Origin of the sequence: Enterobacter cloacae complex sp. S2 (genome assembly GCF_015159675.1) — a bacterium.
Taxonomy (GTDB): Bacteria; Pseudomonadota; Gammaproteobacteria; order Enterobacterales; family Enterobacteriaceae; genus Enterobacter; species Enterobacter intestinihominis.
The window spans coordinates 1-12471 of record NZ_JADDTS010000015.1; the positions used below are offsets into that span (position 1 = coordinate 1).

Annotated in this window: 11 protein-coding genes; 9 read left to right on the forward strand and 2 right to left on the reverse strand. The window is 53.7% G+C overall.

Translation table 11 applies throughout. From position 1 onward, the window contains the following. Positions 1 to 147: 147 nt before the first annotated feature. Positions 148 to 2016 carry a low affinity potassium transporter Kup gene (kup, locus tag IPZ49_RS07705; protein ID WP_006808744.1) on the reverse strand — a complete coding sequence of 623 codons (1869 nt, stop codon included), beginning with the start codon at positions 2014 to 2016 and terminating at the stop codon, positions 148 to 150. Between the two features lie 222 nt (positions 2017 to 2238). Here kup and ravA point away from each other — a divergent pair, with 222 nt between their 5' ends. Both ravA and viaA read left to right on the forward strand, forming a co-directional pair. Further along, the gene (gene ravA, locus IPZ49_RS07710) at positions 2239 to 3735 is read left to right on the forward strand and encodes an ATPase RavA (RefSeq protein WP_022649869.1); all 1497 of its coding nucleotides are present in this window, start codon (positions 2239 to 2241) and stop codon (positions 3733 to 3735) included. Then, positions 3729 to 5180, forward strand: coding sequence for an ATPase RavA stimulator ViaA (gene viaA / locus IPZ49_RS07715; RefSeq protein ID WP_048966198.1), 1452 nt, complete (start codon positions 3729 to 3731; stop codon positions 5178 to 5180). The genes ravA and viaA overlap by 7 nt, the downstream gene beginning before the upstream one ends. Here the strand turns inward: viaA and asnA are convergent, their stop codons facing one another. Further along, positions 5181 to 6173 carry an aspartate--ammonia ligase gene (asnA, locus tag IPZ49_RS07720; RefSeq protein WP_003862385.1) on the reverse strand — a complete coding sequence of 331 codons (993 nt, stop codon included), beginning with the start codon at positions 6171 to 6173 and terminating at the stop codon, positions 5181 to 5183. Between the two features lie 151 nt (positions 6174 to 6324). Between asnA and asnC the strand changes: the two genes are divergently transcribed. The 7 genes from asnC to atpE all read left to right on the forward strand — a co-directional run bounded on the left by asnC (position 6325) and on the right by atpE (position 12428). Beyond that, a complete protein-coding gene (gene asnC, locus IPZ49_RS07725) occupies positions 6325 to 6783 on the forward strand; it encodes a transcriptional regulator AsnC (protein ID WP_003862383.1) in 459 nt (152 codons plus the stop codon). Positions 6784 to 6873: 90 nt separating this feature from the next. After that, on the forward strand, positions 6874 to 7323 hold the full coding sequence (mioC, locus tag IPZ49_RS07730) for an FMN-binding protein MioC (protein ID WP_032626719.1): 450 nt from the start codon (positions 6874 to 6876) through the stop codon (positions 7321 to 7323). A 374-nt stretch (positions 7324 to 7697) separates the two neighbouring features. Beyond that, on the forward strand, positions 7698 to 9587 hold the full coding sequence (gene mnmG / locus IPZ49_RS07735; RefSeq protein ID WP_063147009.1) for a tRNA uridine-5-carboxymethylaminomethyl(34) synthesis enzyme MnmG: 1890 nt from the start codon (positions 7698 to 7700) through the stop codon (positions 9585 to 9587). A 107-nt stretch (positions 9588 to 9694) separates the two neighbouring features. Next, a complete protein-coding gene (rsmG, locus tag IPZ49_RS07740; protein ID WP_022649872.1) occupies positions 9695 to 10318 on the forward strand; it encodes a 16S rRNA (guanine(527)-N(7))-methyltransferase RsmG in 624 nt (207 codons plus the stop codon). Between the two features lie 616 nt (positions 10319 to 10934). After that, the gene (gene atpI, locus IPZ49_RS07745) at positions 10935 to 11315 is read left to right on the forward strand and encodes a F0F1 ATP synthase subunit I (protein ID WP_003862375.1); all 381 of its coding nucleotides are present in this window, start codon (positions 10935 to 10937) and stop codon (positions 11313 to 11315) included. 8 nt (positions 11316 to 11323) lie between these two features. After that, on the forward strand, positions 11324 to 12139 hold the full coding sequence (gene atpB, locus IPZ49_RS07750; protein WP_022649873.1) for a F0F1 ATP synthase subunit A: 816 nt from the start codon (positions 11324 to 11326) through the stop codon (positions 12137 to 12139). 49 nt (positions 12140 to 12188) lie between these two features. Beyond that, positions 12189 to 12428: a F0F1 ATP synthase subunit C gene (atpE, locus tag IPZ49_RS07755; RefSeq protein WP_000429386.1), complete on the forward strand. Its 240-nt coding sequence runs from the start codon at positions 12189 to 12191 to the stop codon at positions 12426 to 12428. Positions 12429 to 12471 lie beyond the last annotated feature (43 nt).

A 12471-nucleotide genomic window follows, 5' to 3' on the forward strand; every position in this document is an offset into this window, starting at 1 on the left:
TCAGCGATTTACAGCCGGACCAGGGAATCGATGACAGCCCTCAGTCATTTAGAAAGCAACTTTATTGCTTCTGCATAAAAAAATTACTGGGGATCCCTCAGCCCTGTGGGAGAGGGGCAGGGTGAGGGCATCAGGCCGCACTGAGAATTAAATCTCGACCTGCGTCCCCAGCTCAATCACGCGATTGGGCGGGATCTCAAACTGGTCAGGCGCACGCAGGGCGTTACGTTGCAGGATGAGATACAGCTTGCCGCGCAGGCGCAGATACCATGGACGCTTGCCGATGATCAGCGACTCGTGGGACATAAAGAACGATGTCTCCATCATGCGGCAACTCAACCCTTCCAGACCGCAGCGGTGGAATACCTCTTCCACGTTCGGCGTTTCGCGCCAGCCATAGCTTGCCACCACGCGCCAGAAGGTCGGCGACAGCTGCTCAATCTGTACGCGGCGCACGTTGTGTACATACGGCGCATCTTCGGTGCGCAGCGTCAGCAGGATCACGCGCTCGTGCAGCACTTTGTTGTGCTTAAGATTATGCATCAGTGCAAACGGGATCACGTTCAGCGCACGAGACATATACACCGCCGTACCCGGCACACGCACCGGCGGGGATTTCTCCAGCGAGGCGATCATCGCCTCCAGAGAATTACCGTGCTCATGCATACGTCGCAGCAGGCGGAAACGTTCGCTCTTCCACGTCGTCATCACGATGAACATCACCAGACCCAGCGTCAGCGGCAGCCAGCCACCGGAGACAATCTTGTCGAGGTTCGCAGAGAACAGCGGCACGTCGATGCAGAGGAAACCAACCAGGATCAGCCCCACGAGGAACTTATTCCAGTGCCAGTTACGGTACGCCACGGTGGTAGAGAGAATAGAGGTCAACACCATCGTTCCGGTCACCGCGATACCGTACGCCGCCGCCAGGTTACTGGAGTGCTCGAAGCTGACGATAACAATCACCACCGCGAAATAGAGCAGCCAGTTGACGAACGGAATGTAGATCTGGCCTGACTCCATCTCAGAGGTATGGATAATGCGCATCGGCGAGAGATACCCCAGACGCACGGCCTGACGCGTCAGGGAGAATACGCCGGAAATAACAGCCTGAGAGGCAATGACCGTCGCCAGCGTCGCCAGGATCAGCATCGGAACCAGCGCCCAGTCCGGCGCCAGCAGGAAGAACGGGTTTTTAATCGCTTCAGGATGGGCAAGCAGCAGCGCGCCCTGGCCGAAGTAATTCAGCACCAGTGAAGGCAGAACAACGCTAAACCAGGCGACGCGAATTGGGAGTTTCCCGAAGTGGCCCATATCTGCATACAGCGCTTCAACACCGGTAATGGAAAGCACTACCGCGCCCAGCGCCACAAACGACACCACTTTATATTCCAGGAAGAAATGCACCGCCCACATTGGGTTCAGCGCGTGCAGGACATCCGGGTTGGCAATAATACTGCGTAAGCCCAGCGCCGCCAGGATCAGGAACCAGGCCAGCATAATAGGCGCGAACAGCTTACCCACCAGCCCGGTACCGTGTTTTTGTATAGCAAACAGCAACGTCAGCACGATAATAGCGAGTGGCACCACCCACGTATCAAGCTGAGGCGCGACAATCTCCAGCCCCTCTATGGCCGACATCACCGAAATCGCTGGCGTAATCACGACTTCCCCATAGAAGAAGCTGCCGCCAATCAGGCCAATGATGACCAGCACGGAGGTCATTCTTGCAGACGTATTGCGCCCAGCAAGGGACATCAGGGTCAGAATACCGCCCTCGCCCGCGTTATCAGCCCGCATAACGAAAGAGAGATACTTAAGGGAGACCACCAGGATCAGCAGCCAGAAGATGAGCGAGAGGAAACCAAATACGGCGTCACGCTCTACACCAAAACCAAACTGACCGGACAAACATTCACGAAGCGTATAAAGCGGGCTGGTGCCGATATCACCGTAGACAACCCCGATCGCTGCAAGCGTTACTGCGGGTAATGATTGCTTATTATCAGTGCTCATAGACTAGTCTTTTCGTTTGAATAACAAATGTGTGCTTAGTCCCTTGGCCCACAAAAAGCGCACAGTATGCACGATTCAATGCAAAATCGTACCCCTAAATGCAGCCGCATTAATGTAGCGCAAAGAAAATAGCGCCGCACTTCAGCCTATTACCAGGCCAGACCGAAACGTCTATACTCGCTTCAATTAGCCGCCACGACGGCGAAAGGATGCAAAACTATTATGGCTCACTCACATTTATTAGCAGAAAGAATTTCCCGCCTCAGCAGTGCGCTGGAGAAAGGCCTATACGAGCGTAGCCACGCCATTCGCCTCTGTTTACTGGCGGCGCTGAGCGGGGAAAGCGTGTTTCTGCTGGGTCCGCCGGGCATTGCCAAAAGTCTGATCGCACGCCGCCTCAAATTCGCTTTCCAGAACGCTCGCGCATTCGAGTATTTGATGACGCGTTTCTCCACGCCGGAAGAAGTTTTCGGCCCGCTCTCCATTCAGGCGTTAAAAGATGAGGGACGCTATGAACGTCTGACGGCGGGCTATCTCCCGGAAGCGGAAATCGTCTTTCTTGATGAGATCTGGAAAGCCGGCCCGGCCATTCTGAATACCCTGCTGACGGCAATCAACGAACGCCGCTTCCGCAACGGCGCGAGCGAAGAGAAGATCCCCATGCGGTTGCTGGTGGCCGCGTCTAACGAACTTCCCGAAGCCGACAGCAGCCTGGAAGCGCTGTATGACCGCATGCTGATCCGCCTGTGGCTGGATAAAGTCCAGGACAAATCGAACTTCCGCTCAATGCTGGTAAGCCAGCAGGACGAAAACGAAAATCCGGTGGCACCATCATTACAGGTCACGGACGAAGAGTATGACCAGTGGCAGGAAGAGATAGGCAAAATTAAGCTGCCCGATGCCGTCTTTGAGCTGATCTTCATGCTGCGCCAGCAGCTTGATTTATTGCCCTCCGCGCCGTACGTCTCCGACCGTCGCTGGAAAAAAGCCATTCGTCTGCTTCAGGCAAGCGCCCTGTTCAGCGGCCGCGATGCTGTCGCCCCCATCGATCTGATCCTGCTGAAAGACTGTCTGTGGCACGACGCAGAAGGGATGAATCTGATGCAGCAGCAGCTGGACGTTTTGATGACCGGGCACGCGTGGGGTCAGCAATCCATGCTTAATCAACTGGGGGCGATTGCCCAACGTCGTCTTCAGCTTCAGCAGCAGCAAAGTGACAAAACCGCGCTGAAGGTGAACCGTCTTGGCGGGATGTTTGCCCGTAAACCGCACTATGAACTGCCAGCCGAGCTGACTGACGCCTCGCTCACGCTTCTTCTTCAGCAGCCGCTAAAGCTTCATGATATGCAGGTGGTGCACGTGACGATCGAACGCGTTGCGCTGGTTCAGTGGCTGGATAAGGGCGGCGAGATCCGCGGTAAACTCAACGGTATCGGCTTTGCACAGCCGCTGTCGATGGAAGTCGACAGCAGCCAGCACCTTGTGATCCGCGACGTCAGCCTTCAGGGATCGCGCCTGGCGCTGCCGGGCACGGCCTCTGACAGTCTTCCGGAGGAGATCAAACAGCAGCTCGAAGCGCTGGATAACGAATGGCATCAGCAGCACACGCGCTTCAGCGAGCAGCAGAAATGCCTCTTTATCCATAGCGACTGGTTAGGTCGCATTGAAGCCAGCTTGCAGGATGTCAGCGCGCAGATTAAACAGGCGCGTCAATGCTAACGCTGGACACGCTTAACGTCATGCTGGCGGTTAGCGAGGAAGGGTTGATCGAAGAGGTCGTCATTACCCTGCTCGCTTCACCGCAGCTGGCGGCCTTCTTTGAAAAATTTCCGAAGCTCAGAAAAGCAATGACGGACGATCTTCCCCGCTGGCGCGATAACCTGCGCCAGCGGTTTAAGGAGACGGAAGTCCCGCCGGAACTGACAGAGGAAGTGGCTGGTTACCAGCAGTGCCAGCGGCTTTCAACGCCGCAGTTTATTGCCCAGCTACAGCAAACCCTGACGCTGCTAGATAACGTTCACTCCCCGTTTGCCAGCCAGGCCAGAGCGCTGGTCACGGACAACCCCAGCTTTACTCCCGCCCTGCATACGCTGTTTTTACAGCGCTGGCGGCTCAGTCTTGTCGTTCAGGCCACCTCTCTCAACCAGCAGTTGCTGGACGAAGAGCGCGAACAGCTGTTAAGCGAAGTTCAGGAGCGGATGACGTTAAGCGGCCAGCTAGAACAGGTGCTGGTGGAGAATGAAAACGCCGCCGGTCGACTCTGGGATATGAGTGCCGGTCAGTTAAAACGTGGCGATTATCAGTTGATCGTGAAGTACGGCGACTTTCTGGCACAACAGCCGGAGCTGATGAAGCTTGCTGAACAGCTTGGTCGTTCCCGGGAGGCCAGGTCAGTTCCAAAGAAAGATGCGCCGATGGAAACCTTTCGTACGCTGGTACGCGAGCCGTCCACCGTACCGGAGCAGGTGGACGGCTTACAGCAAAGCGATGATATCCTGCGCCTGTTGCCTACGGAACTCAGCACGCTGGGAATGACCGAACTGGAGTATGAGTTTTATCGCCGTCTGGTGGAAAAACAGCTTCTTACCTATCGGTTGCATGGCGAAGCCTGGCGCGAAAAAATCAGCCAGCGCCCGGTGGTGCATCAGGACTTTGATGAGCAACCGCGCGGTCCATTCATTGTTTGCGTAGATACGTCCGGATCGATGGGGGGATTTAACGAGCAGTGTGCAAAAGCGTTCTGCCTGGCTCTGATGCGCGTGGCGCTCGCCGATCGTCGTCGCTGCTACATCATGTTATTTTCCAGCGAAGTGGTGGGGTATGAACTGACCAGCCCACAGGGGCTGGAGCAGGCGATCCGCTTTTTAAGCCAGCGCTTTCGCGGCGGCACCGATCTGGCCAGCTGTTTTCGCAGCATCATTGAGCGCATGCAGGGCGGAGACTGGTACGACGCGGATGCGGTGGTGATTTCCGATTTTATTGCCCAGCGGCTGCCGGACGACGTCGTGAATAAAGTGAAGGAGATGCAGCGCGTGCATCAGCACCGCTTCCATGCCGTGGCGATGTCTGCACATGGAAAACCCGGCATCATGCGCATCTTCGATCACATCTGGCGCTTTGATACCGGGTTGCGTAGCCGCCTGCTCAGACGCTGGCGACGTTAATTAAAGAAGAGAACCGACGCTCTCACGTACCTGCTGCGGCCAGACCCCACACTGTACCTGACCGATATGGGACAGTTGCAACAGCAGCATGGTCAGACGAGACTGGCCAATACCACCGCCGATGGTCTGCGGCATTTCACCGCGCAGCAGCGCCTGGTGCCATTCCAGTTGCAGACGATCTTCATCACCGGTCACGGCCAGCTGACGCTTCAGTGCTTCAGCATCCACGCGGATCCCCATCGAAGAGAGTTCAAACGCATCTTCCAGAACCGGGTTCCAGACCAGAATATCGCCGTTCAGACCGGCATATTCGCTCTCGCCCACGGTGCTCCAGTCATCGTAATCCGGCGCACGGACGTCGTGACGTTTACCATCAGACAATTTCCCGCCAATGCCGATTAGGAATACCGCGCCCAGCTCTTTGGCGATCGCGCGTTCACGGCCTTTGGCATCCAGATCCGGGAAACGGCTCAGCAACTCCTGACTGTGAACAAAGTGGATCGTTTCCGGCAGGAACGGTGCCAGACCAAACTCTTTGCTCACGGCCGCTTCGGTCGCTTTGATCCCGGCGTAGATCGCCTCAACGGTAGATTTCAGCGTACCGACGTGACGCTCGCCGTCACCCATTACGCGCTCCCAGTCCCACTGGTCAACGTAGACAGAGTGAATGGGGGAGAGGCGGTCTTCATCGGGGCGAAGGGCTTTCATATGCGTGTAAAGCCCTTCGCCCGCGCTGAAGTCATGTTGTCCCAGGGTTTGACGCTTCCACTTCGCCAGGGAATGAACCACTTCGAACTGGGCGTCTGGCAGTGTTTTCACTTTTACCTGTACCGCTTTTTCGCAACCAGACAAGTTATCCTGCGTCCCGTCACCCACGCGGCTCAGAATCGGCGCCTGCACTTCAATAAGGCCAAGCTTCTCTTCCAGCTGGCGAGAAAAATGGGATTTAACGAAACTGATCTGGCGTTGTTTTGCGATGTAAGCGGTTTTCATTATTTATCCTCCTGCGTCCTGTTGATACTGATTAAGCAACAGAACAGGCGCTTAATTCAATAACCCATCAACAAAAAGCCACCTTCACTTTTGATTCGTTAAAATAAGACGCTAGAATAGAAGGAATCATTAATCTTCATAAGAAAAACCTATGGAAAATTATCAGATCGACAATCTGGACCGCGGCATTCTGGAAGCGCTCATGGCCAACGCACGCACCGCGTATGCCGAACTGGCGAAACAATTTGGCGTCAGCCCGGGGACCATTCACGTTCGCGTAGAGAAAATGAAGCAGGCCGGGATCATCACCGGCGCACGCATTGATGTCAGCCCGAAGCAACTCGGCTACGACGTCTGCTGCTTCATTGGCATTATTCTGAAAAGCGCCAAAGATTACCCCTCCGCGCTGGAGAAGCTGAACGCGCTGGATGAAGTCACTGAGGCGTACTACACCACCGGGCACTACAGCATCTTTATAAAGGTCATGTGCCGATCCATAGACGCTCTCCAGCAGGTACTTATCAACAAGATCCAAACAATCGATGAAATTCAGTCCACCGAAACCCTGATCTCTCTGCAAAACCCGATCATGCGTACTATCCGCCCGTGATCGGGCAATTTCATTCCCACATTTTCCACAGGTAGATCCCAGCTCGTTCACAGCGTACAATGGCCGCCTCTTTATCTGAGCGAGCGATCAATGGCGGACATTACTCTTATCAGCGGCAGCACCCTGGGCGGTGCGGAATATGTAGCGGAACATCTGGCTGAGAAGCTGGAAGACGCGGGCTTTTCTACACAAACGCTGCACGGACCGCTGCTGGAAGATCTCCCGACTGACGGGGTCTGGCTGCTGATCACCTCCACGCACGGCGCGGGCGATCTGCCGGATAACCTGCAACCTTTATATGACGAACTGCTGGAACAACAGCCCGATCTGGCAAACGTCCGGTTTGGCGCTGTAGGGATCGGCAGCCGTGAATATGACACTTTCTGTGGCGCCATAGAGAAAGTAGAAGCTGCGGTGACCGCCTGCGGAGCAAAACAGCTGGGTGAAACACTGAAGATCAACATCCTCGATCATGATATTCCCGAAGATCCAGCCGAGATCTGGCTCGCGGAATGGAAAAATTTACTCAAAAACGATTAAAGATCGTGCGATCAGATGTGGATAACTCTGGTTAAAAGCTCGTATTAACCCGTAGTTATCCAAAGAACAACGTTAGTTTAGTTTTTGACCTGTGTATAAAGTGGCGATCTGATCCCAGCTTATACGGTCCAGGGTCACCGATCATTCACAGCAAACGATCCTTCCTAACTGCATGATCTTATTTATGGGATCGGACTTATCCACAAAGGTCTGCGATCCTAATAAGAGATCACAATAGAACAGATCTCTAAATAAAAAGATCTTCTTTTTAATAGCCCAGGATCCCAATGCTTTCTCGAAAGACTAAAGTTGAGTAGAATCCACGGCCCGGGCTTCAATCCATTTTCATACCGCTTTACGCGAGGCAGACCACCATGTTTTATCAGGATCCTTTTGACGTCATCATCATTGGCGGGGGTCACGCAGGCACTGAGGCCGCAATGGCCGCAGCGCGAATGGGTCAGCAGACCCTGCTTTTGACACACAATATCGACACGCTGGGACAAATGTCCTGTAATCCGGCGATTGGCGGCATTGGGAAAGGACACCTGGTAAAAGAAGTGGATGCACTTGGCGGCCTGATGGCGAAAGCGATCGATCATGCGGGCATTCAATTTAGGATACTAAACGCGAGTAAAGGTCCGGCTGTTCGCGCCACCCGTGCACAGGCAGACCGCGTGCTTTACCGTCAGGCTGTGCGCACCGCGCTGGAAAACCAACCGAACCTGATGATCTTCCAGCAGGCTGTAGAAGATCTTATCGTGGAAAACGATCGTGTTGTTGGCGCCGTGACCCAGATGGGTCTCAAGTTCCGCGCAAAAGCGGTGGTGCTGACGGTCGGGACATTCCTGGACGGTAAAATCCATATTGGTCTGGACAACTACAGCGGTGGCCGTGCGGGCGATCCGCCGTCGATTCCGCTGTCTCGTCGTCTGCGTGAGCTGCCGCTGCGCATAAGCCGCCTGAAAACCGGTACGCCGCCGCGAATTGATGCGCGTACCATTGATTTCAGCGTACTGGCACAGCAGCACGGTGATAACCCGATGCCGGTGTTCTCGTTCATGGGCAATGCGGCGCAACATCCGCAGCAGGTGCCGTGCTACATCACGCACACCAATGAAAAAACCCATGACGTGATCCGCAGCAACCTCGATCGCAGCCCAATGTACGCCGGCGTGATCGAAGGGATCGGCCCACGTTATTGCCCGTCGATCGAAGATAAAGTGATGCGCTTTGCCGATCGTAACCAGCATCAGATCTTCCTCGAACCTGAAGGGCTGACCTCGAACGAAATTTACCCGAACGGCATCTCCACCAGCCTGCCGTTCGACGTGCAGATGCAGATTGTGCGTTCAATGCAGGGGATGGAAAACGCGAAGATCGTTCGTCCTGGCTACGCTATTGAGTACGATTTCTTCGATCCGCGTGACCTGAAGCCGACGCTGGAAAGCAAATTCATCCAGGGTCTGTTCTTCGCAGGCCAGATTAACGGCACCACCGGGTACGAAGAAGCTGCCGCACAAGGGCTGCTGGCCGGTCTGAACGCCGCTCGCTTCTCTGCCGAGAAAGAGGGCTGGGCACCGGCGCGTTCTCAGGCTTACCTGGGTGTTCTGGTCGACGATCTCTGCACGCTGGGGACCAAAGAACCGTACCGCATGTTTACTTCTCGTGCGGAATATCGCCTGATGCTGCGCGAAGACAATGCCGATCTGCGTCTGACCGAGGTGGGCCGCGAATTGGGTCTGGTGGATGACGAACGCTGGGCGCGCTTCAACGAGAAGCTGGAGCGTATCGAACAGGAACGTCAGCGCCTGAAAACCACCTGGGTGAATCCGCAGGCGGAAACTGCTGCTGAAGTGAACGCTCACTTAACTGCGCCGCTTTCGCGCGAAGCCAGTGGTGAAGATCTGCTGCGCCGTCCTGAAGTCACCTACGAGAATCTGGTCAAACTGACCGCGTTCGCACCGGGCCTTGAAGACGCTGAAGCGGCTGAACAGGTCGAGATTCAGGTGAAATACGAAGGTTACATCGCGCGTCAGCAGGATGAGATCGAAAAACAGCAGCGCAACGAAAATACGCTGCTGCCGGAAATGCTGGACTATCGTCAGGTGACGGGGCTTTCCAACGAAGTGATCGCTAAGCTGAACGATCACAAACCTGTGTCGATTGGCCAGGCCTCACGTATCTCCGGTGTCACACCTGCCGCGATTTCGATTCTGCTGGTGTGGCTGAAAAAGCAGGGTATGCTGCGCCGCAGCGCGTAATTGACATTGCTTTTGGCGGGTGGCGCTTCGCTTACCCGCCCTACTTAATCGTAGGCCCGGTAAGCGGCAGCGCCACCGGGCAAAAAAACTCTCAACAGGTATCCACCGTGCTCAATAAACTCTCTCGTCTGCTGGAACAGGCAGGTATTTCGCTCACCGATCACCAGAAAAATCAGCTGGTGGCCTATGTCGATATGCTGAACAAATGGAATAAAGCGTACAACCTCACCTCCGTACGCGATCCCAACGAGATGCTGATTCGCCATATTCTCGATAGCATCGTTGTGGCGCCGTATCTTACCGGTGAACGTTTTATCGACGTGGGCACCGGTCCGGGCTTGCCGGGCGTTCCGTTGTCTATTGTTCGACCGGAGAGTCATTTCACGCTGCTGGACAGTCTGGGCAAGCGCGTACGCTTTTTACGACAGGTTCAGCATGAGCTGAAGCTGGAAAACATCACGCCCGTGCAGAGCAGGGTAGAGGAGTTCCCGGCAGAGCCACCGTTTGACGGCGTTATCAGCCGCGCGTTTGCCTCACTCAATGACATGGTGAGCTGGTGCAAACACCTGCCGGCGGATAAGGGCCGTTTTTATGCGCTGAAAGGGCAACTTCCGGGGGACGAAATAGAGCAGCTTCCGGACGGTTTTGCAGTGGAATCCATTGAAAAACTCCAGATCCCTCAGCTCGAAGGTGAGCGTCATCTGGTGATAATTAAGCCAAACACATTTTAAAAAATTAATAAAAAATGTGGAATTTGTGCTGTTCTGATGGTGTTAAAAAGCAGCACATCCAGTCTGATTTGGCCGTAGTTAATTTAACCTTGTTGTCACCATGGATTTTCTTATGGTTAACCTGAAGTGATTCGTTCACCCTGAAGATAGTCAACCATGAAAATATCAGCCTGCTAAAAGTGGGTAAAGGCAACAAGAATGAAATGTTAAATATTTATTAAGAATGTCAATAAAAGGTTTTTGTTGTATACGGCTCTGTTTTAAAAATAGTTGCGATTTTTTTGCTTTAATTTCAATCGGATGAAATAAATCGTTTTACGTCTTTGATAAATACCACTTTATCGCAAATGTGTATTTTGTGATCTCGTGCACGCTTTATCACCAACGTTTCCGCGCTGTTTGCAGTTTTGCCTGAAGGTTGGCACTGAGTTCAAAAGTTGAAAAATAGGACTGGGGAAAAATATTTAAACATTTATTCACCTTTTCGCTACTTAATGTTTGAAATCACGGGTACGCACCGTATAATTTGACCGCTTTTTGATGCTTGACTCTGAGCCTTAAAGGACGTTTTATACGACACGCGGCATACCTCGAAGGGAGCAGGAGTAAAAACGTGATGTCTGTGTCGCTCTTGAGTAGAAACGTTGCTCGTAAGCTTCTGTTCATTCAGTTTCTGGCTGTGATAGCAAGTGGACTGCTGTTTAGCCTCAAAGACCCCTTCTGGGGCATCTCCGCCGCGTGCGGAGGTTTGGCGGTGGTTCTGCCAAACGTGTTGTTTATGATTTTTGCCTGGCGTCATCAGGCGCATACACCCGCCAAAGGCCGCGTGGCCTGGTCCTTCGCTCTCGGCGAAGTGTGTAAGGTGTTGCTGACCTTTGCTCTACTGGTGATGGCGCTGGCGGTTTTGAAAGTGGTATTCATGCCGCTGATAGCAACGTGGGTTTTGGTGCTGGTGGTACAAGTTCTGGCTCCAGCTGTAATCAATAACAAAGGGTAAAAGGCATCATGGCTTCAGAAAATATGACGCCGCAGGATTACATAGGTCACCATCTGAATAACCTTCAGCTGGACCTGCGTACATTCTCGCTGGTGGATCCACATAACCCCCCGGCCACCTTCTGGACGATCAACATCGACTCCATGTTCTTCTCGGTGGTTTTGGGTCTTCTGTTCCTGGCCATGTTCCGCGGTGTTGCTAAACGAGCGACCAGCGGTGTTCCAGGGAAATTCCAGACGTTCATCGAGATGATCATCGGCTTTGTCCATGGCAGCGTCAAAGACATGTACCATGGTAAGAGCAAGCTGATTGCTCCGCTGGCCCTGACCGTGTTCGTTTGGGTCTTCCTGATGAACCTGATGGACCTTCTGCCTATCGATTTCCTGCCGTGGATCGGCGAGCATGTCTTCGGTCTGCCTGCCCTGCGCGTGGTTCCGTCTGCCGACGTGAACATCACCCTGTCGATGGCGCTGGGCGTATTTATCCTGATTCTTTTCTACAGCATCAAAATGAAAGGCGTAAGCGGCTTTGTGAAAGAGCTTACCTTGCAGCCGTTCAACCACTGGGCGTTTATTCCGGTCAACCTGATCCTGGAAGGCGTTAGCCTGCTGTCCAAACCTGTTTCACTGGGTCTGCGACTGTTCGGCAACATGTATGCGGGTGAGCTGATTTTCATTCTGATCGCGGGTCTTCTGCCGTGGTGGTCACAGTGGATTCTGAATGTGCCATGGGCCATTTTCCACATCCTGATCATTACGCTGCAAGCCTTTATCTTCATGGTTCTGACGATCGTCTATCTGTCGATGGCGTCTGAAGAGCACTGATTTTTTACCAACACTACTACGTTTTAATTGAAACAAACTGGAGACTGTCATGGAAAACCTGAATATGGATCTGCTGTACATGGCTGCCGCTGTGATGATGGGTCTGGCGGCTATCGGTGCTGCGATCGGTATCGGCATCCTCGGGGGCAAATTCCTGGAAGGCGCAGCGCGTCAACCTGATCTGATTCCTCTGCTGCGTACTCAGTTCTTTATCGTTATGGGTCTGGTGGATGCAATCCCAATGATCGCTGTAGGTCTGGGTCTGTACGTGATGTTTGCTGTCGCGTAGTAGTTGTTTTAAAACCCCAAGCCACAGAAATTTAAGAGGTATT

Bases quoted from the DNA above. Each gene is read 5' to 3' on its own strand.
- kup (WP_006808744.1), bottom strand. From the start codon at position 2,016: ATGAGCACTGATAATAAGCAATCATTACCCGCAGTAACGCTTGCAGCG.
- ravA (WP_022649869.1), top strand. From the start codon at position 2,239: ATGGCTCACTCACATTTATTAGCAGAAAGAATTTCCCGCCTCAGCAGT.
- viaA (WP_048966198.1), top strand. From the start codon at position 3,729: ATGCTAACGCTGGACACGCTTAACGTCATGCTGGCGGTTAGCGAGGAA.
- asnA (WP_003862385.1), bottom strand. From the start codon at position 6,173: ATGAAAACCGCTTACATCGCAAAACAACGCCAGATCAGTTTCGTTAAA.
- asnC (WP_003862383.1), top strand. From the start codon at position 6,325: ATGGAAAATTATCAGATCGACAATCTGGACCGCGGCATTCTGGAAGCG.
- mioC (WP_032626719.1), top strand. From the start codon at position 6,874: ATGGCGGACATTACTCTTATCAGCGGCAGCACCCTGGGCGGTGCGGAA.
- mnmG (WP_063147009.1), top strand. From the start codon at position 7,698: ATGTTTTATCAGGATCCTTTTGACGTCATCATCATTGGCGGGGGTCAC.
- atpI (WP_003862375.1), top strand. From the start codon at position 10,935: ATGTCTGTGTCGCTCTTGAGTAGAAACGTTGCTCGTAAGCTTCTGTTC.
- atpB (WP_022649873.1), top strand. From the start codon at position 11,324: ATGGCTTCAGAAAATATGACGCCGCAGGATTACATAGGTCACCATCTG.
- atpE (WP_000429386.1), top strand. From the start codon at position 12,189: ATGGAAAACCTGAATATGGATCTGCTGTACATGGCTGCCGCTGTGATG.